This window comes from Bradyrhizobium septentrionale (assembly GCF_011516645.4).
Lineage (GTDB): Bacteria > Pseudomonadota > Alphaproteobacteria > Rhizobiales > Xanthobacteraceae > Bradyrhizobium > Bradyrhizobium septentrionale.
In genome coordinates this window covers 991,369-1,013,705 of sequence record NZ_CP088285.1, presented here as the reverse complement: position 1 = coordinate 1,013,705, position 22,337 = coordinate 991,369, and the positions used below count along the sequence as shown (strand labels likewise).

Genomic DNA, 22,337 nt, shown 5'->3' with positions numbered 1-22,337 from the left:
CCTTAATGGACTGAGTGAGGTAGGGGCATGATCCGGAAAAGTGCGAAGCGGTTTTCCGAAGAGATCATGCCCAAATCAAAGAGCTGGCGGGATCAGCGGTGCCGGCCCCAAGGTCCCTGAAGAGGTCCCTGGAGCGGCCCCAAGGGTCCCTGTGCGGGGCTGGTGCCCGGCAACGCCGGCGGATTGTTCGCCGGTGCAGGCGGCGTGTCGCCCCACGGGCCGTGGGTCACTGGCGGAGGCTGGTCGCCAGCCGCGGACGGCTCATCCTGTGTCTCCGTCTGGTCCGATGTCTCGTCCGGCAGCGCCAGCGGCCCGGGGTCGTGGCCGCCGGCATATTTCACCAGCGCATCGACCCGGGACTTCACCGACGGGTGGGTGGCGAACAGGTCGGCAAAGCCCTCGCGCGGATTGTCGATGCAGAGTTCCATCACCGCCGAGGTAGCATCCGGCAGCTCGCCGCGGTTCTCGATTTTGCGCAGCGCGGTGATCATCGCATCGGGATTCTTGGTCAGCTCGACCGATCCGGCATCGGCCAAGAATTCGCGCGAGCGCGACAGCGCGAGCTTGACCACCTGCGACAGCAGCCAGGCCAGCACGATCAGCGCGACCGCGATGATGATCACGACGATCGCGCCGCCGCCCGAGCCCTTGCTGTCACGGTCAGAGGACGAAGATCGAGAGGATGACGAGGACGACCAGCCGCCTCCGCCGCCGCTCGAGTTCCACGACAGATTCGTGAACAGGCGGAAGAACAGCTCGCCGAAGAAGCCGACCGCGCCGGCGATGATCACGGCGACCACCATCAGCTGCACGTCGCCGTTCTTGATATGGGTGAGCTCGTGGCCGAGCACGGCCTCGATCTCCTGGTCATCAAGCGCGTTCAGCAGACCCGTGGTGACGGTGATGGCGTATTGCCGCGGGTTCAACCCGGTCGCAAACGCATTCAGCGCCGGGCTGTCCATCACCTTCAGCTTCGGCATCGGGATGCCGCGCGAGATGCAGAGATTTTCCAGCAGATTGTAGAGCCGCGGCTGTTGCTGCCGTGTCACGCTTTCGCCGCCGGTGACGGCGTCGATCATCTTCTGGTGGAAGAAATAGGCGATCACGATCCAGGCCACGGCCGCTATCGTCGCCCATGGGAAGGCGGAGACGAGATCGCGCGAGGCGTGCGTCAGGTAATAGTCGACCGAGCGGCCGCTATCGATCATCACCTCCGCAATCAGCGCGCCGGCATAGACCAGCACGTAGATCAGCAGGAACAGGCCGCCAAGCAGCAGCATCGAACGAAACCTGTTCGATGCGATGTGCGTGTAGAGACCGTAGGCGGCCATCAGGGCTCTCGCCGGCGCGCGTCGCGCCTCAGAACTTCACGCTCGGTGCCGCCTCGACCTCCGTGCGGCTGGCGCCGAGGTCGAAGAAATCCTTGCGGGTGAAGCCGAACATGCCGGCGAACAAGGCGGCCGGCATCTGCTGGATGCCGGTGTTGTATTCCTGGACCGCGTTGTTGAAGAAGCGGCGGCTGGCGGCGATCTTGTTCTCGAGGTCGGAAAGCTCCGATGCCAGTTGTTGGAAATTGGCGTTGGCCTTGAGGTCCGGATAGGCCTCCGACAGCGCGATCAGCCGGCCGAGCGCGCCGGAGAGCTGGTTCTCTGCCGCCGACACCTGGGACGGTCCCTGCGCCGACATCGCCGAATTGCGCGCCTTGATGACGTCGTCGAGCGTGCCTCGCTCGTGGGAGGCGTAGCCCTTCACGGTCTCGACCAGGTTCGGGATCAGGTCGTGGCGCTGCTTGAGCTGCACGTCGATGTCGGCAAAGGCCTGGCCGACCCGCTGGCTGAGCGCAACCAGGCGGTTGTAGGCGCCGAACGCAAACAGCACGAGAAGAACGATGACGCCGATAACGATCCAGCTGGTCGACATGACGAGGCGGCTCCTGATGGGACGAAACGGCGGCACCGTAGCCCGAGATCGGGGCGCAGGGCAGCCCGCCGCGGAAAGGTGGGCATTGTCTTGGTCGATGATGGTGTCGAATTAGTTCAACGTCGTCCCGGCGAAGGCCGGGACCCATAACCACCAATTCCGGTTGTGAAGCAAAGCCTAGCCGCTTGCGCCCCTTCCGCGGGCCGCGGCGTATGGGTCCCGGCCTTCGCCGGGACGACGCAATATCTAAACCGCGTCACCCCAGCGCCAGCGCCGGGCGCGGGCGTAATCGGCCTTGGCGCGGCGGGGCACCCTGGTGACAACCACTCCATCGGGTGTGCACAGCTTGGCCGCAATCTCGACCTTGCCGACATCCGGCTGCGCCAGCACACGGGACGGCCGCGCGGTGACCTTCGTGCGGCTCAACGCGACATAGGCGAAACGCTCATCCTCGAACGGCAGCTCGGCGCCCTTGACCTGTTTGTGCGCGCGCGAGCGTTGCAGGCGCTGTGAGAAGTGGCACCAGTCGGGCGCCACCAGCGGGCAGCCGCCGTCATGCGGGCAGGGCGCCGCGACATGGGCATCGGCGGCGATCAGTCGTGCGCGGAGTGCGATGATCCGCGCGTAGCCCGCAGGTGTGCCGGGTTCGACGACCAGCAAGGTGTCCTTCGTCTTGGCCCACATTGCATCGGTGAGTGCGGCGCGCTCGGTCTCGCCGATCTCATTGATCACGTAACTCGCGATCACGAGGTCGGCTGTATCGGCATGCGTGACGTAGGTGCGCGCCTGTCCAAGCTCGTATCTGATGCCGCGCAGCCGGCTGCTCTTGCGCGTGAGGTCCAGTGCAAGTGTACGCAGGGCCTCATTGGCATCCAGCAGGGCGAAATCCTGGAGCGATGGGAATGTCTCCGCCGCGGCCCAGCTTGCCGTACCCGGCCCGGCGCCGACATCGAGCAGGCTTGTGGGCGCGAGGTCCGGTCGGATCTCCGTCAGCCCGTTGAGGCTTGCAACAACGGCGGCATACGTCGCCGGCATCCGTGCCAGCGCATAGGCCAGCGCATCGCTCTCGGACTTGATCGTGCCGCCGGAGCCGCCGCCGGCGCGATAGGTCTCGGAAATCGCGGCGGCGCGGCCGGCCGCCTCGTTGCGCGACAGGCCTTCGAGTTTGGCGTTCAGTGCCGTTCTCAGTTCGGCAGGCAGATCGGGTGAGGTCATGCGGCGTACCATCCACACGTCATTGCGAGCGGAGCGAAGCAATCCATCGCACTGCTTGCCGAGGCATGGATTGCTTCGTCGCTGTCGCTCCTCGCAATGACTATGAAGAGCGAGCCCTTGGCTACGCCACGTTCTGGTCGAGGATATCCACCGCGCCCTGCAGGTCGACCGAGACCAGCTGCGAGACGCCGCGCTCGGCCATGGTGACGCCGAACAGCCGGTTCATCCGCGCCATCGTGATCGGGTTGTGCGTGATGATGATGAAGCGCGTCTCGGTCGACGCGGTCATCTCGTTCAGCAGGGTGCAGAACCGTTCGACGTTGTGGTCATCGAGCGGCGCGTCGACTTCGTCCAGCACGCAGATCGGCGACGGGTTGGTGAGGAACACCGCGAAGATCAGCGCGAGCGCCGTCAGCGCCTGCTCGCCGCCGGACAGCAGCGACAGTGTCTGCGGCTTCTTGCCGGGCGGCTTGGCGATGATCTCGAGACCGGCTTCGAGCGGATCGTCGCTCTCGATCAGATGCAGCGCCGCCTCGCCGCCGCCGAACAACTCGGTGAACAGCCGCTTGAAGTGAGCGTTGACGGTCTCGAACGACGTCAAGAGACGCTCGCGCGCTTCGCGGTTGAGGCTCTGGATGCCCTGCCGCAGCCGCTTGATCGCCTCGACCAGGTCGTCGCGCTCGGTGGTCAGCGCGGTGTGCTGGGTCTCGACTTCCTTCAACTCTTCCTCGGCGCGCAAATTGACGGCGCCGAGCCGCTCGCGGTCGCGGCGCAGCTTTTCGAGCTCCTCCTCGACCTGGGCGACCGGCGGCAACTCCGCGCCGGGCTCGATCTCGGCCATGCCGACGACCGCGCTCGGCTCGACCTCGAGCATGTCGTGGATCTCGCGCTCGATGTCGGCGAGGCGGCGGCGGGTGCCTTCCATGCGCTCTTCGGCGCGCGCGGTGGCTTCACGGGAGGACGACAGCGCTTCGAGCGAGGCCTTGGCGAGGCGATCGGTTTCCGCCATCGCGGCCTCCGCGGTCGCCAGCGCGTCGGCGGCGATCCGGCGGTCACCCTCGGCGTGCTCGATCTCCGTGATCAGCGCGCTGCGCTTCTCGGCGAACACTTCCGGTGCGTTGGCGAGTTCCTCGCGCTCGATCGACACTTCGGCGATGCGTGCCTCGATGGTCTCGACCTGCGAGGAGGCGCTGGTCTTGCGGTTCTGCCACTCGCTGCGCTCGGCAAGGATCGCCTGCACGCGGCGGTCGGCGAGCTCGGCCTCGCGGGCGAGCGCCTGCGCCTCGGCGCGAACCTGCGCCGCGGCGCGGCGCTGATTGTCGATCTCGGAACGGACCGCAGCAAGCTGGGCCTCGGTCTCGACGCCGGGCGGCAGTTCGGCGAGCGCAGCAGCCGCGCTCTCATGCGCGGCCTCGGCCTCGGCGCGGTCGGCGGCGACGCGGCTGTGCGCCTCGGTCAGCGCCGATTTGCGCGCGGCATGGCGGTTGATCTCGCGCTCGGTCGCGGCATGGCGTTCGCGCGCGGCATCAGTCTCGCGGCGGGCGGCACGTACGGCTTCACGGGAGGCACCTTCGGCCGCAGACGCCGAGCGCAATTCCTCTTCGGCCGTCTCCAGCGCCTGGCGCTTGGCGGCGGCATCGATGCGGGCCTGTTCCAGCTCATGCTCGATATCGACCAGGCGGGCACGTTCGGCGAGACGGCGCGCCGCGCCGGTCGGGGCATGCGCGTCGGCGACGAAGCCGTCCCAGCGCCAGACGTCGCCCTCGAGCGACACCAGCCGCTGGCCGGTCTTGAGCTGCGACACCAGCGCGGCGCCGCGTTCCTTCGCCACCACGCCGATCTGAGCGAGACGGCGCGCCAGTTCCGGCGGCGCCTGCACGTGATCGGCCAGCCGCTCGACGCCGTCGGGCAGGGCAGGGTCGCCGGCGGCTTCACCGACATTGGTCCAGCGCATCGGCGCCGAGGAATCAACGGGAGCGTCGAGGTCGTCGCCGAGCACGGCGCCGATCGCCTTCTCATAGCCCTTGGCGACCGTGATGCCGTCGATGATCGGCGGCCACAGATTCTTGGTCTCGCTGGTGACGAGCTTGGAGATGGTGCGGGCTTCGGTCTCGAGCCGCTGCACGCGCTTCTCGGCCTCAGTGAGCGGATTGCGGGAGGCTTCCAGCGTTTGCCGCGCGGCAGCGTGATGCGCCTCGCTGGATTGCACGGCGGCCTCGGATTCGGCGAGCGTCTGCTGCGCCATCTCCATGGCGGCGGCGAGCGCGTCGATGTCGCCGAGATTGCCGGTCTCCTGCGCGAGCTTGGTTTCCTCGGCCTGAACGTTGGCGATTTCCTGATCGAGCCGCGCCAGCCGGTCGCGATGCGTGCGGACGCCTGCCTCGAGCTGGTTGCGCTTCGCGGTGAGGTCGGCGAGCTGCGTGGTCAGCTCGGAGAACTGGCGTTCGGTCGCGGCCAGGATCTCCTCGGCTTCGGAGACGCGCTCGTCGACGCCGGAGCGCTTCTCGACCCGCGACTTGATCTCTTCCTTCAGTTCGGCGTCTTCGGTGTCGAGCCGCTGCAATGCGACGTCGGCATCCGAGGTCTGCTGCTGCTCGCGCGCGATGTCCTGGGCGAACTGGGTGAGGCGGCGATCGAGCTCGCCGACGCGCTCCTTGGCGCGCTGTTCCTCGCGGTCGAGCATCTCGCGCGCATTGGTCAGGCGCTGCAGGCCGGCGGCGGCGCGCGCCTCGGCATCGCGCAGCGCCGGCAATTCGGCGGCGCGGATCGCCTGGATGCGGGCGGATTCGGCCTGCTCGCGGGTGCGTTCGGCCATCTCGCGCACGGACAGATCATGGTTATGCGCGGCGTCGTTGACGTCGGCATTGGCCTCGATCCAGCGCAGATGGAACAGCATGGCCTCGGACTTGCGCACCTTGGCGGCGACCTCGCGGTAGCGAATCGCCTGGCGCGCCTGCTTCTTCAGGCCTTCCATCTGGCCGGAGAGCTGGCCGATCACGTCCTCGACGCGGGTGAGGTTGGTTTCGGCCGCCTTGAGCCGCAGTTCCGCCTCGTGACGGCGGGCATGCAGGCCCGCGACACCGGCGGCGTCTTCCAGCACGCGGCGGCGCTGCTCCGGCTTGGCCTGGATGATCTCGCCGATCTTGCCCTGGTGGACCAGCGCCGGCGAACGCGCGCCGGTGGCGGCGTCGGCAAACAGGATCTGCACGTCGCGGGCACGCACATCGCGGCCGTTGATGCGGTAGACCGAGCCGGCCTCGCGCTCGATGCGGCGGGAGATTTCCAGCAACTGGCTGTCGTTCACCGCGGCCGGCGCCGAGCGATCGGAATTGTCGATCGTCATCACGACTTCGGCGTGGTTGCGCGCCGGGCGGTTGCCGGAACCGGCGAAGATCACCGCATCCATGTCGGCGGCGCGCAGCGACTTGTGCGAGGTCTCGCCCATCGCCCAGCGCAGCGCTTCGACCAGATTGGATTTGCCGCAGCCGTTCGGTCCGACGACGCCGGTCAGGCCCGGCTCGATCATGAAATCGGTGGGTTCAACGAACGACTTGAAACCGTGCAGGCGGAGGCGCGTGAGCTTCATGTACACAAATCTCGTTTGGCCGGGCGCGAATCTCCCTGCCGTGACAATACCATGTAAGGCAATGTCGTGTTTGGGGCGAATAGCTGCGTGCAGCTCTCATGAGCGGCGACAATGGCGATGCCTGCGCGTCAGGGCAACCGCTTGACCAAGCTTTTCCCAAGGGATTTGCAAGGGATTTGCAGGGTTTTATGACCACTGCATGTCCTTGAAGATTCGCATCACGCGAATCAAGTTTTCAACAACCAAATATTGCGACAGCCGCGCGCCGTGCTCGCAAATCATCCACAATTATCGTGCCCGGCGCGCGATGCGGGCACGAACGACGTCAGGTTTGTCGTCTCGCGATCAGCTCTTCAGCAGCGGATCGATGCGCTTGCTGAACTCCTCGAACGAGGTCTCGCCCTTCACCATCTCGCCATTGACGAAGAAGGTCGGCGTCGAGTTCACCTTCAGCACTTCATTGGCGTATTTCTGGTCGGCGGCGATCTTGTCGAGCAGCTTCTGATCCTTCAGGCAGTCCTCGACCTGCTGCTGGCTGAGGCCGGCCTGCTTGCCGATCCGCGTCAGCGTCTCGGTGGTGTTCTTGACCACCCAGTCGTTCTGCTGGCGGAACAAGAGGTCGATCACGGCGAAGAACTTCGGCGCGTCGTCCTTGGCGATGCAGCGCGCCAGCATCGAGCCGGCGGCGGCCTTGATGTCGAGCGGGAATTCGCGGAACACGTAGCGGACCTTGCCCGAGTCGATGTAGGTCGACTTGATCTTCGGGAACACGGTCTCGTTGAAATTGGCGCAATGCGGGCAGGTCATCGAGGCGTATTCGACGATCGTCACCTTGGCGTCCTGCGGGCCGAGTCCCATGTCCGGCAGCGACTGCGGCTTGGCGACCTCGGCAGCGGCCTGCGCGAACGCCTCCGTGATCAGGCGCAGCGGCGACAGGCCGGCGAGGGCGGCGAGCCCGGTCAGCGAGAGAGCGGTGGTGAAAGCGCGGCGCGTGATGATCAAGGTCAGCTCCCGGATTGGCGCATTCACGCCAGCATGAAGGGGTCCCGAAAAGAAGCCTTCGCTAGCTTGAAACGACCATTGTGGCAATGCCGGGGTCTCGCGGCCGACCCCGCGAAAAGCGTCAATTTCGCTTGATCGTGGCGCCAAGCCGGGCCAGTGCCGCGCGCAGATCGTCGTCCTCGACGGCCCCGAGGTTTGCCGCCTCCCGGGCCACGGTTTTGGGGTCGGGCGGGCGCGGCCGTGCCGGGCGGCTGCGCCGCGAAAGCGGCGCCTGCCGGATGGTCAAGCGGCCGACCGCATGCCAGCCGAAGAAGCGGTTCACCCGTTCCAGGATGACATCGGAGGAATGCTGGATCTCCAGCGCCATCGGTCCTTCGACCCGCAGCACCAGCGTCGCCGGCTCCTGCGGCTGCCCCTCCACCGGCCGCGGCCACTGCATCTTCAGCGGCTCGCAATAGGCCGCGATCCGCTCGCCCGCGATCTCGGTCCAGCGCGTCACCAGTTCGCGCGCGGCAAAGCCCTGCTTGGCGTAGGCCTCGCTGAAGACGTCGTTGAGCAGGATCGACAGGGGTTTTGCGCTGATCGGACCGGGTTTTGCCATCAGGGGGTTATAGCAGCGGAGCCGATGCGGCTGAAACCGTGTTCATCATTATGGCCGCGTTTCCGTCCCGGAAGAAGAAAGACGTGGATGCCCGGTTCAAGCCCGGGCATGACTTGGAGATATCTGTCTTAAAGTAACGCCATGAGCTCTCGCGCGGCCGCCAAAACGAAACCGACCGACCAACAGGCCGACCGCCCGGCGCGGCTGCTTGCCTGGTATGACCGGCATCGCCGCAAGCTGCCATGGCGCGCCGTGGCGGGGGAGCGGGCTGATCCATACTGCGTGTGGCTGTCGGAGATCATGCTGCAGCAGACCACGGTGCGGGCGGTCGGGCCCTATTTCGAGAAATTCGTGGCGCGCTGGCCTGACGTGACCGCGCTGGGCCGCGCCGCTCTCGACGACGTCCTGAGGATGTGGGCCGGGCTCGGCTATTATTCGCGCGCGCGCAACCTGCATGCCTGCGCGGTCGCGGTGCTCAATGACCATGGTGGGGTGTTTCCGAACACCGAGGACGGCCTGCGCGCGCTGCCCGGCATCGGGCCCTACACCGCGGCGGCGATTGCCGCGATCGCGTTCGACCGCCGCACCATGCCGGTCGACGGCAATATCGAGCGCGTGGTTACGCGGCTCTATGCCATCGAAGCGGCGCTGCCGCAGGCCAAGCCGCTGATCCAAGAGATGGCTGCGACATTGCTCGGTCCGTCCCGTGCCGGCGACAGCGCACAGGCGCTGATGGATTTGGGTGCCACGATCTGCACGCCGAAAAAGCCGGCCTGCGCGCTGTGTCCCCTGAATGACGATTGCGCGGCCCGCGTCCGCGGCGACCAGGAAACCTTCCCGCGCAAGGCGCCGAAGAAGAGCGGCGCGTTGCGCCGCGGCGCCGCCTTCGTCGTGACGCGCGGCGGCGAACTCCTGGTGCGCTCTCGCCCCGAAAAAGGCCTGCTCGGCGGCATGACCGAAGTGCCGGGATCGCAATGGCTTGCCGGGCAGGAGGATGCGGCGGCGCTCGCGCAGGCGCCGGAACTCAAGGGCGTCGCGCGCTGGCACCGCAAGGCCGGAATCGTCAGCCACGTGTTCACGCACTTTCCGCTCGAGCTCATGGTCTATACCGCCAGCGTTCCGCCGCGGACCCGCGCGCCGGAAGGCATGCGCTGGGTGCCGGTCGCGACATTGGATGGCGAGGCCTTCCCCAATGTGATGCGCAAGGTCATCGCGCACGGGCTGGATCTGTAGGAGCTGATGGCCTGCTGACACCATGCTGGCAGCAGGGCTTCGTTATCACCTCCGTCAAACCGGAGGCCGCCATGATCGCAACCGCACTCGACCGCATCCCGATGCCGCCAGTCGCAAAACTGCTGGGGTGGCGCGTGGTTGACGCGCGTCCGCAGGAGGGCTGGATCAGGATCGTGTTCGACGGCAAGCAGGACTTCTGCAATCCGGCCGGCTTCATCCAGGGCGGCATGCTCTCGGCGATGCTCGACGACACGATGGGGCCGGCGGTGTTCGTGATGACCGAGGGCAGGCTGTTCACCACGACCATCACGATGAATGTGAATTTCCTCGCGCCCGCGAGGCCGGGGCCGATCACCGGCAAGGCGACGGTGACCCAGCTCGGCAAGACCATCGCCTTCGTCGAGGGCCGGCTGAGCGCCGCCGACGGGACGCTGCTCGCCACGGCGACGAGCAGCATCCGCTTGGTGGAGGCGGCGCGGGCGCTGCGGTAGGAATGCTCGCGCAATAGCCAGTCCCGTCACCCCTGAGGAGGCCGCGCAGCGGCCGTCTCGAAGGGTCGACGGCCACCGGCCGGGCCGTGCATGCTTCGAGACGCCGCTTCGCGGCTCCTCAGCATGACGGATAGAGATCTGCTTCAGCCCGCCCGCTGCACGATCGGCGGCTTGGCGTTCAGCCCCTCGACCTGAAAACCGGCGACGCGCTTGTAGTTGGCGGCGATGTCTTCCAGCTCCTGCTGCGACAGCACGTCGGTGACGACGGCAAAGCCATCGGGCGCGCGCTCCTCGACCAGCTGCATCACCTGCTCCGGCCCGTTGCGGCGGTTCAGCATCACGAGATCGGTCGTCGCCGGCCGCCGCTCGGCCTCATAGGCTGATAGCGCGGCCTGCGTTGCGCCATGGGCCAAAATCTCGCGCGTCAGCACGCGCGCATCCAAAATTGCCTGCGAGGCGCCGTTGGAGCCGATCGGGTACATCGGATGCGCGGCGTCGCCCATCAGCGTGACGCGGCCGAAGGTCCATTGCGGGATCGGATCGCGGTCGACCAGCGGATATTCGTAGGCGTGCGGGCAGTTGCGGATCAGGCCCGGCACGTCGAGCCAGTCGAAATTCCAGCTCTCGAACCACGGCAGGAACTCATCGAGCTTGGCGGTGCGGTTATAATCCTCGCGGCGCCACTGATAGGTCGGCGGCATGTGCCGCTCGGCGACCCAGTTGATGTCGAACTTGCCGTCGGGCCCGGCCTGTTTCGAGATCGGGTAGCAGACGAATTTCAGGATCTCGTGGCCGGCCATGATCATGGTGCGGCCGCTCAGGAAGGCGTCGCCGCGGGTGATGCCGCGCCACAGGATGCGGCCGTTCCAGATCGGCGGCCCTTCCTGCGGATAGAGCTTCTCGCGCACCGCCGAATGGATGCCGTCGGCGGCGATCAGCACCGCGCCGTCATAGCTGCCCGCCGGCTTGCCGGTCGCCTTGTCGATGAAATCGGCGCGCACGCCATCCGCGGTCTCGGTCCAGCCGGTGAGGTGATGGCTGGTGAGGATGTTGTCACGTCCCAGCCGCTCGGTCGCGGCGTCGAGCAGCAGCTGTTGCAGTCGGCCGCGATGGATCGAGAACTGCGGCCATTTGTAGCCGGCCTCGAGCCCGCGCGGCTCGCTCCAGATCGGCTTGCCGTGCTTGGAGAAATAGGCGAGCTCGCGTGTCCGCACCGCTGATGCATCGAGCACGTCGTGCAGGCCGAGCTCGATCAATTCGCGCACCGCATGCGGCAGCACGTTGATGCCGACGCCGAGTGGCCGCAGCTCGGGCACGCTCTCGAACACCCGACAGGGCGCGCCGATCTGGTGCAGGCTGAGCGCCAACGTCAGCCCGCCAATTCCGCCACCTGCAATGAGGACAGTCATGAAAATCCCCTCTCGATTGGCATGGTCATCGCACGGCGGCCCCGCTGCGGGCAAGGTCCGCGGCACCGCGGGGTGGACGGCAGGGGGAGGTGCCGCTAACGTTCGCCGCATCTGATAAAAAGGGCCGGGTTCGCAGCGAACCGACAAGGCCCGGAGAGGACATCGACATGCTCAAGCTCTATTTCGCGCCCGGCACCTGTGCGCTCGCGTCCCACATCGCACTGGCCGAGGCCGGCGCGCCCTACACGACCGAGAAGCTCGACTTCAAGATCAATCAGCAGAACAGCCCGGAGTATCTCAAGATCAATCCCAAGGGCCGGGTGCCCACGCTGGTCACCGAGCGCGGCGTGTTGACCGAGACGCCGGCGATGCTCGCCTACATCGCGCAGACCTTCCCGCAAGCGAAGCTCGCGCCGCTCGACGACGCCTTCGAGTTCGCCAAGCTCCAGTCCTTCAATTCCTATCTCTGTTCGACGGTGCATATCTGCCACGCCCACAAGATGCGCGGCGCGCGCTGGGCGACGCAGGAGTCTTCGTTCGCTGACATGAAGGCGATGATCCCGAAGACCATGGGCGCCTGCTTCAATCTGATCGAGCGCGACATGCTGAAGGGCCCGTGGGTGATGGGCGAGAACTACACGGTGGGCGACGCCTATCTCTACACGCTGACGCTGTGGCTCGACGGCGACGGCGTCGACATCGCGACCCTGCCCAAGGTGAAGGCGCATCGCGCGGCGATGGAGAGCCGCCCTGCGGTGCAGAAGGTGCTCGCCGAGCAGAAGGCGTAGGGCCAAAAACTCGGTGTCGTCCCGGGCAAGCGCAGCGCGATCCGGGACCCATAACCACGAATTTGAATTGTTTTGCGATGCTGGGGCCGCTGTCATCTTCGCTACAAGCAGCGGTGGTTATGGATCCCGGCCCCCGTGCGCAATTGCGCACTCGGCCGAGACGACGCGGGGATAGAGCGCCGCTACACCTTCCGCGTCTCCAGCTCGCGCCCCGTCTCCAGCATCAGCCTCCGCAGCCACAGCGAGCCGGGATCCATCTGGGCGCGCGTCGGATAGAACATGTGCTGCTCGTCGATCCCGGGATCGAGCGGCGGCGTCACCGTCACCAGCGACAATTGCTTCGACAGCGCGGAGATCAGCCGGCGCGGCACGAAGGCGACGAGGTCGGTGCGCGCGGTGACGTGCAGCGCCTCGATATAGCCCGGCACCACCAGCGCGATCCGCCGCTCGATGCCCTTGGCGCGCAGCCAGGTGTCGATCAGATCCTCGTTCTGGCCGCGGATGATCACGGCGACGTGGCGCGCGGCGAGGAACGCCTCGCGCTTCCTGAGTTTCGTGCCGAGCGGATGGCCGCGCCGTACCGCGAGCGCATCGCTGTCGGTGTAGAGCCGCTGGCGGTGAAAGCCCTTGAAGGAATCGCCGATCGAGATCACGAGATCGATGGTGCGGGCGAATTCCGGCGTGAAGGTCGCAGGTCCCCGCCACGGCACCACGTCGATCGTGATGCTGGGCGCCAGCCGGGTCACCTTCTCCATCAGTGGCGGCATCAACAGCTCGACCGCGAGGTCGGGCATCATCAGGCGGAAATGCCGTTCGCTGCGCGCCGCGTCGAAATCGTCGGAGACGAACAGCGTGCGCACCTGGTCGAGCGCTTGTGCCAGCGGCGAGCGCAGCGCCTGCGCCCGCGGCGTCAGCTCCATCCGCGCGCCGTTGCGCACCAGAAGCGGATCGCCGATCAGATCGCGCAGCCGCTGCAGCGCATGGCTGGTTGCCGGCTGTGACAGATTGAGTCGCATCGCGGCGCGGCTGACATTGGCTTCGCGCAGCAGCGCGTCGAGCGCGACCAGCAGATTGAGGTCAAGCGAGTTCAAATTCATCAGGTGAATATATATCATACCACCTATCGATTGGAAGAATGCGCGCCGGTGCCGCAGGATGGAGCGCAAGCGTTTTCGAAGCCTGTCCCGCACTTGATGCGGGATGGGTACCGGTTCGCGTGAAGAAAACGCGTCAAACCAGAGCCAACCCATCGCAAGGAGACGCGCCATGAGCGCAGCCGACAACAAGAAACTGGTGCAGGAGATGTTCGTGATCGCGGGCAGCGCCGATCCCGCGGTGCGCGAGAATTCGCTGTTCATGGCAACGCTTGCCGACGATGCGATCTGGACCGTGACCGGGCAATATTCCTGGTCGCGCACCTTCACCGGCAAGCCATCGATCATGAATGACCTGCACGGCCATGTTCGCTCCAAACTGGTCGAGCGCGGCCGCACCGTCGCGCATCGCATCATCGCCGACGGCGACATCGTCGTGGTCGAGGCCAAGGGCAACAACCTCACCAAGCAGGGTCAGCGCTACGACAACGATTATTGCCTGGTGTTCCGCTTCGACGACGGCCGCATCAAGGAGGTGCGGGAATATTGCGACTCGGTTCTGACCGAGAAGGCGCTCGGCGCGTTTCCGGCATAGTGGGCGTCGGTTCGCGTGAAGTAAACGCGTCAAAACAAAAAGCTGGAGCTTCGGTTCTGATTCAATCAGAACCGAAGCTCTGGCCGCGCGCGGCACAAACGAGAACGGCGCCCGAGAGGGCGCCGTCTTGTTGTCGATGGGGCGATGGGCTCACGCCACCTTGGTCGTCATGTGCTTGAACATGTTGCGGCGAGCCTCGTCGTCCATCTCGGCCTTGAAGGTGAACTTGTCCTTCAGCGCGATCGCCCTGGCGGCCGCGGGACGCGCCGAGATCTCGTCGACCAGGCGCTTGACATGCGGGTACCTCGCATAGGCGTCGTCGCCGAGCTTGAAGGGCAACATCCGCGCCCAGCCCCACAGCGCCATGTCGACGATCGAGTAGCTGTCGCCGGCCATGTAGCGGCGGCCCGCGAGATGACCGTCGAGGATCTTGTAGTGGCGATCGGCCTCGTACTGGTAGCGGTTATGGGCGTAGTCGTGGTTCTGGTCCTTCGGCGCAAAATGCTTGAAGTGCACGGCCTGCCCCGAATACGGCCCGACACCGGTTGCGACGAACATCAGCCAGGACAGCAGTTCGGCGCGGTTGGTCGGCAGGAATTTGCCGGTCTTCTCGGCGAGATAGAGCAGGATGGCATTGGAATCGAATACCGTCGTGCCGTTGTCGTCGATCGCCGGCACCTTGGCGTTCGGGTTGATCTTCAAATAGTCCGGCGTGAACTGGTCGCCCTTGCGGGTGTCGACCGCGATCGACTCGAACGGCAGCCCGGACTCCTCGAGGAACAGCGCGACCTTGGTCGGGTTCGGCGAACCGTTGAAATAGAATTTGAGCATGAAAGGGTCTCCTTTGGGGTGTGACCGGCACGCAGCCTGCGAGGACCGCGGACGGCCCCTCATGCGCAAATTTCGCCGCGCTTCGCAACCGACGAGTTTGTGAGGCAGCTGCGCGTAACGCGCCGGTCAACCGAACCAGCAGAAGCCGGCGATGCCGGCTGCGACCAGGGCTGCGCCCGCGATCTCCAGCACGACGGCGGAGCGCATCGCGGCATGCAGGTGAGAGAGCTGCGTCGCGCGTTCGGAGCCGCGGGCATAGCCGTGGACGATGATCTCCTGGTTGAACTCGCCATGCGCCTCGAGCCCGAGCGTCAGTCCGACAGAGACCAGCAGGATGCCGAAGATGATCAGGCCGAAAGATCCGAGCAGGCCGATCAGCAGCATCGGAAACATGCCGAGCAGGAAGACCGGCAGCAGCGGCACCAGCAGCAATGTCTCGGATTGTCTTCGCATCGGGCGACCAATCGAAACGGCAAGTGACGGGTGGATTGTAGGCCTGCCGCTGCGGCGTCACAAGGCGGCCGCGTTCAAGACGGCGTCATCTCTTCCCTCGTCATTCCGGGGCGCCGCAACGCGGCGAGCCCGGAATCCATAACCACGATCGTGAGTATGGATCCCGGGCTCTCGCTTACGCGAGCCCTCAGGTGCGCAATTGCGCACCGGGGAATGACGAAGGAAAGATTGTGCGGCCCGCTCAGCCCGCCGCCATCCCGGAGCGGATCTCGGCGCGCAGCTCGTCGATCAGCCGCAGGCCGGTCTTGGTCTCGACGTGCCAGAAAGTCCAGCCGTTGCAGGCGCCGGAGCCCTGCGCGACCGCGCCGATGCGGTGGATCGAGCCGACCTTGTCGCCGAGCATGATGGCGCCGTCGGCGCGCACCAGGGCGCCGTGGCGCTTCTTGGCATCGACCAGCCTGGCGCCGGGCACGATCATGCCGCGCTCGATCAGTTCGGAGAATGCGACGCGGGGCGCCTCGCGCGCGGTCATGAACGGCGCCAGCGTCGCTTCCGGCAGCGGCTCGATCGCGGCGATGCGCGCTTCGGCCGCGGCCGCATAGGTCTTGTCACGCTCGAAGCCGATATAGCTGCGGCCGAGCCGCTTGGCGACGGCACCGGTGGTGCCGGTGCCGTTGAACGGATCGATCACGAGATCGCCGGGCTTCGACGACGACAGCAGCACGCGGGCAAGCAGTTGCTCCGGCTTCTGTGTCGGGTGCACCTTCTTGCCGTCATCGCCCTTGAGGCGCTCCTCGCCGGTACACAGCGGGATCAGCCAGTCGGAGCGCGCCTGCACGTCCTCGTTGGACGCCTTCAGCGCTTCATAGTTGAAGGTGTAACCCTTGGCCTTCTCGTCGCGCGCGGCCCAGATCATGGTCTCGTGCGCGTTGGTGAAGCGGCGGCCGCGGAAGTTCGGCATCGGATTCGACTTGCGCCACACGATGTCGTTCAGGAGCCAGAAGCCGAGGTCCTGCATGATGGCGCCGACGCGGAAGATGTTGTGATAGGAGCCGATCACCCACAGCGTCGCCGACGGCTTCATCACGCGGCGGCAGGCCAGGAGCCAGGCGCGGGTGAAATCGTCATAGGCGGCGAACGACGAGAACTTGTCCCAGTCGTCGTTGACGGCATCGACATGCGACTCATCGGGGCGTTTGAGATCGCCCTTGAGCTGCAGATTGTAGGGAGGATCTGCGAACACCAGATCGACCGAGCCGGACGGCAGCTTCGACAATTCGGCGACGCAATCGCCAATGACGATTCGGCTCGACGGGGCATTCTCAAATTTAGTGCGGGGCGCCCTTGCAGACGCCCCGCGACGCGACACTACCATGACTCAAGAACTCTGACTCAGGCGACGCTGTCGGCGACGCGGGACTAAACAACCGACTGGCGCCACATTGACCCGGCAAAGTAAAAATCGACTTAATTGGAAATCTTCATGCAAAAGATTGCAGCATCTTTCGAACGCCGCGGCGCAATGTCATCAGCGTTGTGCTGCAACTTCAGCGCGTTCTGCGAAAAATTCTGCGGATCATCAAACCGGCACGATTCGACCGGTAAATTGCCCGCTGCCTGCGGCCGTTCGCACTGCAAACGATGTGCGTCTTGGACTAGGCAATTGTTGCCGGGCAGGATATTGATTAACAGAACGGAAATTTTAGGTTGGAGTGTCCCGCATTGGGGCGCCGACCGGAATAAAGGAAACCGCCATGCGCTATGATGATTTCCGTCGCAGCGACGACATCGAAGACCGTCGCGACGACAGCGGAGGAGGCGGCGGTGGCGGCGGCTTCGGGATTCCGATGGGCGGCGGCGGGCTCGGCATCGGCACTGTCATCGTGCTCGGGCTGCTCGGCTACGCCTTCGGTATCGATCCGCGCATCCTGATCGGCGGCGCCGAGATTCTCACCGGCGGCGGCCAGGCGCCGACCTATCAGACCGACCGGCAGTCGTCGGGCGGGCAGGCCAAGCGCGGCGCGCCGACCGACGAGATGGGCAGCATGATCGCCGGCATCTTGGGTGAAATCGACGACCGCTGGAGCGAGATCTTCCAGGCCTCAGGCCAGACCTACACCGGTCCGAAGATCGTGCTGTTCCGCAACGCCACCAATGGCGGCCGCTGCGGCATGGCGCAGTCGGCGATGGGGCCGTTCTACTGCCCGCCGGACAAGACCATCTTCCTCGACACCGGCTTCTTCCGCGAGGTCGAGACCCGCTTCCGCGGCTGCTCGGGCAACGCCTGCAAGTTCACCGCGGCTTATATCATCGCGCATGAGGCCGGCCATCACATCCAGAACCTGCTCGGCATCATCCCGCGGGTGAACCGGCTGCAGCAACAGGCCGGCAGCAAGGCCGAGGCCAACGCGCTGCAGGTCAAGGTCGAGCTGCAGGCCGATTGCCTCTCCGGCGTCTGGGTCAACCGCGAGGAGAAAAAGCGGCCGGGCTTCCTCGAGGCCGGCGACATCGACGCCGCGCTGACCACCGCAAATGCGATCGGCGACGACACGCTGCAACGGCAGGCCACGGGCAGGGTGGTGCCCGACTCCTTCACCCACGGCTCCGCCGCGCAGCGCAAGGAGTGGTTCATGCGGGGCTACCAGCAGGGCACCGTGCAGGCCTGCAACACGTTCGGCGGTAGCTTGTAGCCGTGTGCTGGTAGCGTCATCCCCGGGTGAGCGCGAGAATGCGCTCACTCGGGAGGTGTTCGCCTCTTGGCGAGCCTCGAAGGATGGCGGAACCTGCGGCCCATCCTTCGAGGCTCGCCCAGCGGTGCAAGTGCACCGCAAGGCGCGCACCGCAGGATGACGTCGGTGGGCGGGAAAGGGTGCGAGATGTCTTCGATCGACGAATCCAAATCATTCATCCCGCTCAACATCGCGGTGCTGACGATTTCCGACAGCCGCACGCTGGCGGATGACAAGTCGGGCACCACGCTGGCCGATCGTCTGACCGCGGCCGACCACAAGCTCGCGGCGCGCGAGATCGTCACCGACGATGTCGAGGCGATCCGCGCCGTGATCCGGCGCTGGATCGCGGATCCGGGCGTCGATGCCGTCATCACCACCGGCGGCACCGGCTTCACCGGCCGCGACGTGACACCGGAGGCGGTCGAGCCGCTGTTCGAGAAGCGGATGGACGGCTTTTCGATCGCCTTCCACATGCTGAGCCACGCCAAGATCGGCGTATCGACGATCCAGAGCCGCGCCACCGCGGGCGTCGCCGGCGCCACCTTCATCTTCTGCCTGCCCGGATCACCCGGCGCCTGCCGCGACGGCTGGGACGGCATTCTGGCCGCGCAGCTCGACTACCGCACGCGGCCCTGCAATTTCGTCGAGATCATGCCGCGGCTGGACGAACATCTGCGCCGCCCGAAGGCCAAAGGGGCGAGCGCCTGACTGTCATTCCGGGGCATCGCGCAGCGATGAGCCCGGAATCCATCGGGCCACATAACCTGCGGCGAAATGGATTCCGGGCTCGCGCTTCGCGCGCCCCGGAATGACGACGGAGAAGGGCGAGCCTTACAAATCCAGCTCCCAGGTCTCACCGACCAGGTCGACGCCAAAGCTGTGGTGCTTCTCTTCCTTCACGCGGCGGAAGCCTGTGCGGGCATAGATGCCGCGCGCGGCGAGCAGGATGCTCTGGGTCCACAGCGTCATCTTGGTGTAGCCCATCTCGCGTGCGGAGCGGATGCATTGCTCGACCAGCGCGCGGCCGACGCCGAGCCCACGCGCCTTCTCCTCCACCAGCAGCAGCCGCAGCTTGGCGAGGCCGTCGCCGGCCTTGACCAGGAAGATCGAGCCGACCGGCTCGCCGTCGACCTCCGCGATCCAGCACTGCTCGCGAGCCGGATCGAACGACCGCAGAAACTGCGCGCAGATCTCGGCCACCAATGCCTCGTAGCTGATGTCCCAGCCATATTCCTCCGCGTAGGCGCGTCCCTGTCGCGAGATCACCCAGCCGATATCGCCGACGCGATGGCTGCGCAGCAGGAAGCCGGCCGGCTTCTCGGCCGGCGGCTCCAGCGACTGCTCGATCGTGCCCATCGCACGCACCACGGCGGCGCGGCGGTCGCCGTCCATCTGCTTCAGCAGCGCCCCGACTTCGCTGCGCGAGCGGCGGTCGAGATCGGCGGCAGCAGTGCGGCCCTTGGCGGTCAGCGCCACCTCATTGACGCGCTTGTCGGCCTTCGACGGCTTGCGCGTCACGATCTGGCGGCGCTGCAGCGCCTGTAGCGTGCGGCTGACGAAGCCGGCATCGAGGTCGAGCTCGCGCACCAGTTCGGTCGCGGTGCAGTTCTCGCGATGCGCGAGCTCGTAGATGATCCGCGCCTCCTGCAGCGTGAACGGGGAGTGCAACAGCTTCGGCTCGATGATGCCGAGCTTGCGGGTGTAGAACCGGCTGAAGCCGCGGATCGCGGCGACCTGGCTCTCGAGCATCGTGTCAAAAGAATTTGATTTCATCAAACATATTATTTGACGGAATCAAATAAATGGCAAGGCCGATTTGCAAGGCCCATTCAGGGCATCGCGAAGCGGCGTTGCGGGTCGGAAACCCTACGCCACCATGATCCGGCTGCGCAGCATGGTGCGGGAGGAGCGGCCGAGCCGGCGCAGCAGCCGCGCCTCGGAGCGGCGGGCGTCGGGCCGGTAGCCGCCGATCCGCTCGTAATGGTCGCGCGCGATCAGAAGGCCCTGTTCGGCCGAAGGGCCCACGATCATCCGGGCGACGAATTTGATGCCGTCGCGCAGGCCGGGGTCGGTGTAGGGCGCGCGGGCGTAGCGGAAGATGCCGGCGCGGTCCTTGCCGCTTGCTGCCACCATCTGGATGAATTGGGTGGTTTCCTCGATCCAGCCCGCGTCGAGCACTGCGCCCGGATGCAGGAACATCAGCCAGGGCGAGCGGGCCTGCTTTGCACCGGCGGCAAGTGCCGCGGCACGCGTGCCCTCGAAGCGCAGGAAACCGCAGCCGGCGATGTCGGCAACGCGCTCCATCACGTCGCTGTTGGTGCGGTCGACCAGCAGCACCTCGCGGATGACGCCGGCGGCTGCGCCCGGCACCAGCGCCGCCAATGTCGCGACCGCGGTGCGCTCGACGCCGTCGGTTGGAATGATCACGCTCAGCATGATTCGAGGCTTCGATGGCTCAAACGGTTGAAAAACTCCGGCCGTGTTATCACCTTGTCATATTCAAAGCAGCCTTTTCGCCTGCAGAATTTTGCGCCATCACTTTGTGGATTTTCTCAAGCGATGTTCTTGATTTGTTCTCAGGCTGTGTTAGCTTCAGAACATGAGCCGAGCATCCTCTCATGCCCTCAAGCACCCGCCGGTAACGGCGCCCTCCGATAACCCGGCGGGTGCACCTTCGCCTGTCCCTGCCCCTTTTCCCGAGCTTGCGGTCGCGGTCGCGGTCGCGATCGAGCGCGAGCGGCGGCGCGGCCGAGGCGCGCAGTCCAACGCCAGCGGCCGTTACGAGGCCGAGGCGCGGACAGCCTTCGACGACGGCTGGCAGAGCCTCGACGACCTGCCGCCGTTCCAGACCAGTGTGGCGCTCGACACCTCGCGCAAGGTGATCACCCGCAACGACTCGCCCGACATCGGCTTCGACCGCTCGATCAATCCCTATCGCGGCTGCGAGCATGGCTGCGTCTATTGCTTCGCGCGGCCGACCCACGCCTATCTCGGCCTGTCGCCCGGGCTGGATTTCGAATCCAAACTGTTCGCCAAGCCGGACGCGCCCGCGCTGCTCGAGAAGGAGCTGGCGGCGCCGGACTACGAGGCGCGGATGATCGCGATCGGTACCAACACCGATCCGTACCAGCCGATCGAGCGCGAGCGGAAGATCATGCGCGGCATTCTTGAGGTCTTGGAGCGCGCCGGCCATCCGGTCGGCATCGTGACCAAGTCGGCGCTGGTGACCCGCGACATCGATATTCTGGCTCGGATGGCCAAGCGCAATCTCGCCAAGGTCGCGCTGTCGGTGACGACGCTCGACCCGAAGCTCGCCCGCACCATGGAGCCGCGCGCGTCGACGCCGCCGAAGCGGCTCGAGGCGATCAAGCGGCTGGCTGACGCCTGCATCCCGACCACGGTGATGGTCGCGCCCGTGATCCCGGCGCTGAACGATTCCGAGATCGAGCGCATTCTTGATGCCGCCGTGCATGCCGGCGCCAAAGAGGCGAGCTACGTGCTGCTGCGGCTGCCGCTCGAGGTCCGCGATCTCTTTCGCGAATGGCTGATGGCGAACTATCCCGACCGCTACCGCCACGTCTTCACGCTGATCCGCGACATGCGCGGCGGCCGCGATTACGACTCGCAATGGGGCACAAGGATGAAGGGCACCGGCCCGATGGCCTGGATGATCGGCCGCCGCTTCGAGATCGCCTGCGAAAAGCTCGGGCTCAACAAGCGGCGCACCAAGCTGACCACGGATCACTTTGCCAAGCCGAAGCGCAACGGCGAGCAGCTGTGCTTGTTCTAGGTGAGATCGGTGGCCCGGATGAAGCGCAGCGCAATCCGGGTCTTCCATCAACGGTTGGAGCTTTCCCAGATTGCGCTACGCTCCATCCGGGTTACGACGATAACAATGAGTGAGTGCAACAATGAGTAACGCCCCCGCCGCCCCGACCGCACGCTTCACCGTCCTCACGCTCGGCGTCAGCGACATGCGCGCCAGCATCGCCTTCTATGAATCGCTCGGCTTCACCAGGAAGATGCGCGTGACCGGCGAGGAGGTCGCCTTCTTCGACACTGGCGGCACCGTGCTCGGGCTGTTCCCGTGGCATCTGCTCGCCGCCGACGCAGGGCTGCCCGATCAGCCGCGGCCGGAGGCCTTTCATGGCGTTGCGATCGCGTGGAACTGCAACGACGATGCAGAGGTCGATCGTGTGATGGCGTTCGTGCGCTCGAAAGGCGCTAAGCTGCTGAAGTCCGCGCAGCCGACAAGTTATGGCGGTTATTGCGGTTATTTCGCCGATCCCGACGGCCACGCCTGGGAAGTGGTGCGCGCGCCGGGGTTTGAGGTACTCGATAACAGGCGGGTGTCGATTCCCGACTAGAGCCGGCCGGATTGAATTAC

The 22,337-nt window shown here is 65.9% G+C and carries 21 protein-coding genes; 8 read left to right on the top strand and 13 right to left on the bottom strand.

Annotated elements, in window-relative coordinates; all coding sequences use genetic code 11:
- Positions 1 to 92: 92 nt before the first annotated feature.
- From HAP48_RS06765 to HAP48_RS06740, 6 genes are all read right to left on the bottom strand, one after another.
- Positions 93 to 1,331: a M48 family metallopeptidase gene (locus tag HAP48_RS06765; RefSeq protein ID WP_166214395.1), complete on the bottom strand. Its 1,239-nt coding sequence runs from the start codon at positions 1,329 to 1,331 to the stop codon at positions 93 to 95.
- 28 nt (positions 1,332 to 1,359) lie between these two features.
- Entirely contained in the window at positions 1,360 to 1,920 is a 561-nt protein-coding gene (locus tag HAP48_RS06760; protein WP_166214396.1) for a LemA family protein, read from the bottom strand.
- Positions 1,921 to 2,166: 246 nt separating this feature from the next.
- The gene (locus HAP48_RS06755; RefSeq protein ID WP_166214397.1) at positions 2,167 to 3,135 is read right to left on the bottom strand and encodes a small ribosomal subunit Rsm22 family protein; all 969 of its coding nucleotides are present in this window, start codon (positions 3,133 to 3,135) and stop codon (positions 2,167 to 2,169) included.
- 121 nt (positions 3,136 to 3,256) lie between these two features.
- Positions 3,257 to 6,721: a chromosome segregation protein SMC gene (smc, locus tag HAP48_RS06750; protein WP_166214398.1), complete on the bottom strand. Its 3,465-nt coding sequence runs from the start codon at positions 6,719 to 6,721 to the stop codon at positions 3,257 to 3,259.
- Between the two features lie 345 nt (positions 6,722 to 7,066).
- The gene (locus HAP48_RS06745) at positions 7,067 to 7,723 is read right to left on the bottom strand and encodes a DsbA family protein (protein ID WP_166214399.1); all 657 of its coding nucleotides are present in this window, start codon (positions 7,721 to 7,723) and stop codon (positions 7,067 to 7,069) included.
- 121 nt (positions 7,724 to 7,844) lie between these two features.
- Positions 7,845 to 8,324, bottom strand: coding sequence for a DUF721 domain-containing protein (locus tag HAP48_RS06740; protein WP_166214400.1), 480 nt, complete (start codon positions 8,322 to 8,324; stop codon positions 7,845 to 7,847).
- Positions 8,325 to 8,465: 141 nt separating this feature from the next.
- Between HAP48_RS06740 and mutY the strand changes: the two genes are divergently transcribed.
- Together mutY and HAP48_RS06730 are read left to right on the top strand one after the other, a co-directional pair.
- The gene (gene mutY / locus HAP48_RS06735) at positions 8,466 to 9,557 is read left to right on the top strand and encodes an A/G-specific adenine glycosylase (protein WP_166214401.1); all 1,092 of its coding nucleotides are present in this window, start codon (positions 8,466 to 8,468) and stop codon (positions 9,555 to 9,557) included.
- 71 nt (positions 9,558 to 9,628) lie between these two features.
- Entirely contained in the window at positions 9,629 to 10,048 is a 420-nt protein-coding gene (locus HAP48_RS06730; protein WP_166214402.1) for a PaaI family thioesterase, read from the top strand.
- A 143-nt stretch (positions 10,049 to 10,191) separates the two neighbouring features.
- Here HAP48_RS06730 and HAP48_RS06725 read toward each other — a convergent pair whose 3' ends face one another.
- Positions 10,192 to 11,457, bottom strand: coding sequence for a flavin-dependent oxidoreductase (locus tag HAP48_RS06725; RefSeq protein WP_166214403.1), 1,266 nt, complete (start codon positions 11,455 to 11,457; stop codon positions 10,192 to 10,194).
- 167 nt (positions 11,458 to 11,624) lie between these two features.
- Between HAP48_RS06725 and HAP48_RS06720 the strand changes: the two genes are divergently transcribed.
- Complete coding sequence (locus HAP48_RS06720) at positions 11,625 to 12,245, top strand: glutathione S-transferase family protein (protein WP_166214404.1); 621 nt, start codon at positions 11,625 to 11,627, stop codon at positions 12,243 to 12,245.
- 182 nt (positions 12,246 to 12,427) lie between these two features.
- Here HAP48_RS06720 and HAP48_RS06715 read toward each other — a convergent pair whose 3' ends face one another.
- Positions 12,428 to 13,342, bottom strand: coding sequence for a LysR family transcriptional regulator (locus HAP48_RS06715; RefSeq protein ID WP_166216833.1), 915 nt, complete (start codon positions 13,340 to 13,342; stop codon positions 12,428 to 12,430).
- A gap of 169 nt (positions 13,343 to 13,511) precedes the next feature.
- Between HAP48_RS06715 and HAP48_RS06710 the strand changes: the two genes are divergently transcribed.
- Entirely contained in the window at positions 13,512 to 13,934 is a 423-nt protein-coding gene (locus HAP48_RS06710) for a nuclear transport factor 2 family protein (RefSeq protein ID WP_166214405.1), read from the top strand.
- A gap of 150 nt (positions 13,935 to 14,084) precedes the next feature.
- Here HAP48_RS06710 and HAP48_RS06705 read toward each other — a convergent pair whose 3' ends face one another.
- From HAP48_RS06705 to HAP48_RS06695, 3 genes are all read right to left on the bottom strand, one after another.
- Complete coding sequence (locus HAP48_RS06705) at positions 14,085 to 14,765, bottom strand: glutathione S-transferase family protein (RefSeq protein ID WP_166214406.1); 681 nt, start codon at positions 14,763 to 14,765, stop codon at positions 14,085 to 14,087.
- Between the two features lie 126 nt (positions 14,766 to 14,891).
- Entirely contained in the window at positions 14,892 to 15,218 is a 327-nt protein-coding gene (locus HAP48_RS06700; RefSeq protein ID WP_166214407.1) for a hypothetical protein, read from the bottom strand.
- Positions 15,219 to 15,459: 241 nt separating this feature from the next.
- A complete protein-coding gene (locus HAP48_RS06695; RefSeq protein WP_029083738.1) occupies positions 15,460 to 16,593 on the bottom strand; it encodes a site-specific DNA-methyltransferase in 1,134 nt (377 codons plus the stop codon).
- Between the two features lie 379 nt (positions 16,594 to 16,972).
- Here HAP48_RS06695 and ypfJ point away from each other — a divergent pair, with 379 nt between their 5' ends.
- Positions 16,973 to 17,908, top strand: coding sequence for a KPN_02809 family neutral zinc metallopeptidase (gene ypfJ / locus HAP48_RS06690; RefSeq protein WP_166214408.1), 936 nt, complete (start codon positions 16,973 to 16,975; stop codon positions 17,906 to 17,908).
- 186 nt (positions 17,909 to 18,094) lie between these two features.
- The gene (gene moaB, locus HAP48_RS06685) at positions 18,095 to 18,658 is read left to right on the top strand and encodes a molybdenum cofactor biosynthesis protein B (protein WP_166214409.1); all 564 of its coding nucleotides are present in this window, start codon (positions 18,095 to 18,097) and stop codon (positions 18,656 to 18,658) included.
- A gap of 123 nt (positions 18,659 to 18,781) precedes the next feature.
- Here moaB and HAP48_RS06680 read toward each other — a convergent pair whose 3' ends face one another.
- Complete coding sequence (locus HAP48_RS06680; protein WP_175612356.1) at positions 18,782 to 19,723, bottom strand: bifunctional helix-turn-helix transcriptional regulator/GNAT family N-acetyltransferase; 942 nt, start codon at positions 19,721 to 19,723, stop codon at positions 18,782 to 18,784.
- Positions 19,724 to 19,816: 93 nt separating this feature from the next.
- Entirely contained in the window at positions 19,817 to 20,386 is a 570-nt protein-coding gene (locus HAP48_RS06675) for a glycosyltransferase family protein (RefSeq protein ID WP_029083742.1), read from the bottom strand.
- 163 nt (positions 20,387 to 20,549) lie between these two features.
- Here HAP48_RS06675 and HAP48_RS06670 point away from each other — a divergent pair, with 163 nt between their 5' ends.
- Positions 20,550 to 21,740, top strand: a complete 1,191-nt coding sequence (locus tag HAP48_RS06670; RefSeq protein ID WP_166214410.1) for a PA0069 family radical SAM protein — start codon at positions 20,550 to 20,552, stop codon at positions 21,738 to 21,740.
- A gap of 121 nt (positions 21,741 to 21,861) precedes the next feature.
- Complete coding sequence (locus HAP48_RS06665; protein ID WP_166214411.1) at positions 21,862 to 22,317, top strand: VOC family protein; 456 nt, start codon at positions 21,862 to 21,864, stop codon at positions 22,315 to 22,317.
- Positions 22,318 to 22,337 lie beyond the last annotated feature (20 nt).

What these genes read in the sequence shown, in the direction of transcription:
- HAP48_RS06765 (WP_166214395.1), bottom strand. Translation starts at nt 1,331, where the DNA reads ATGGCCGCCTACGGTCTCTACACGCACATCGCATCGAACAGGTTTCGT.
- HAP48_RS06760 (WP_166214396.1), bottom strand. Translation starts at nt 1,920, where the DNA reads ATGTCGACCAGCTGGATCGTTATCGGCGTCATCGTTCTTCTCGTGCTG.
- HAP48_RS06755 (WP_166214397.1), bottom strand. Translation starts at nt 3,135, where the DNA reads ATGACCTCACCCGATCTGCCTGCCGAACTGAGAACGGCACTGAACGCC.
- smc (WP_166214398.1), bottom strand. Translation starts at nt 6,721, where the DNA reads ATGAAGCTCACGCGCCTCCGCCTGCACGGTTTCAAGTCGTTCGTTGAA.
- HAP48_RS06740 (WP_166214400.1), bottom strand. Translation starts at nt 8,324, where the DNA reads ATGGCAAAACCCGGTCCGATCAGCGCAAAACCCCTGTCGATCCTGCTC.
- mutY (WP_166214401.1), top strand. Translation starts at nt 8,466, where the DNA reads ATGAGCTCTCGCGCGGCCGCCAAAACGAAACCGACCGACCAACAGGCC.
- HAP48_RS06730 (WP_166214402.1), top strand. Translation starts at nt 9,629, where the DNA reads ATGATCGCAACCGCACTCGACCGCATCCCGATGCCGCCAGTCGCAAAA.
- HAP48_RS06725 (WP_166214403.1), bottom strand. Translation starts at nt 11,457, where the DNA reads ATGACTGTCCTCATTGCAGGTGGCGGAATTGGCGGGCTGACGTTGGCG.
- HAP48_RS06720 (WP_166214404.1), top strand. Translation starts at nt 11,625, where the DNA reads ATGCTCAAGCTCTATTTCGCGCCCGGCACCTGTGCGCTCGCGTCCCAC.
- HAP48_RS06715 (WP_166216833.1), bottom strand. Translation starts at nt 13,342, where the DNA reads ATGAATTTGAACTCGCTTGACCTCAATCTGCTGGTCGCGCTCGACGCG.
- HAP48_RS06710 (WP_166214405.1), top strand. Translation starts at nt 13,512, where the DNA reads ATGAGCGCAGCCGACAACAAGAAACTGGTGCAGGAGATGTTCGTGATC.
- HAP48_RS06705 (WP_166214406.1), bottom strand. Translation starts at nt 14,765, where the DNA reads ATGCTCAAATTCTATTTCAACGGTTCGCCGAACCCGACCAAGGTCGCG.
- HAP48_RS06700 (WP_166214407.1), bottom strand. Translation starts at nt 15,218, where the DNA reads ATGCGAAGACAATCCGAGACATTGCTGCTGGTGCCGCTGCTGCCGGTC.
- HAP48_RS06695 (WP_029083738.1), bottom strand. Translation starts at nt 16,593, where the DNA reads ATGGTAGTGTCGCGTCGCGGGGCGTCTGCAAGGGCGCCCCGCACTAAA.
- ypfJ (WP_166214408.1), top strand. Translation starts at nt 16,973, where the DNA reads ATGCGCTATGATGATTTCCGTCGCAGCGACGACATCGAAGACCGTCGC.
- moaB (WP_166214409.1), top strand. Translation starts at nt 18,095, where the DNA reads ATGTCTTCGATCGACGAATCCAAATCATTCATCCCGCTCAACATCGCG.
- HAP48_RS06680 (WP_175612356.1), bottom strand. Translation starts at nt 19,723, where the DNA reads ATGAAATCAAATTCTTTTGACACGATGCTCGAGAGCCAGGTCGCCGCG.
- HAP48_RS06675 (WP_029083742.1), bottom strand. Translation starts at nt 20,386, where the DNA reads ATGCTGAGCGTGATCATTCCAACCGACGGCGTCGAGCGCACCGCGGTC.
- HAP48_RS06670 (WP_166214410.1), top strand. Translation starts at nt 20,550, where the DNA reads ATGAGCCGAGCATCCTCTCATGCCCTCAAGCACCCGCCGGTAACGGCG.
- HAP48_RS06665 (WP_166214411.1), top strand. Translation starts at nt 21,862, where the DNA reads ATGAGTAACGCCCCCGCCGCCCCGACCGCACGCTTCACCGTCCTCACG.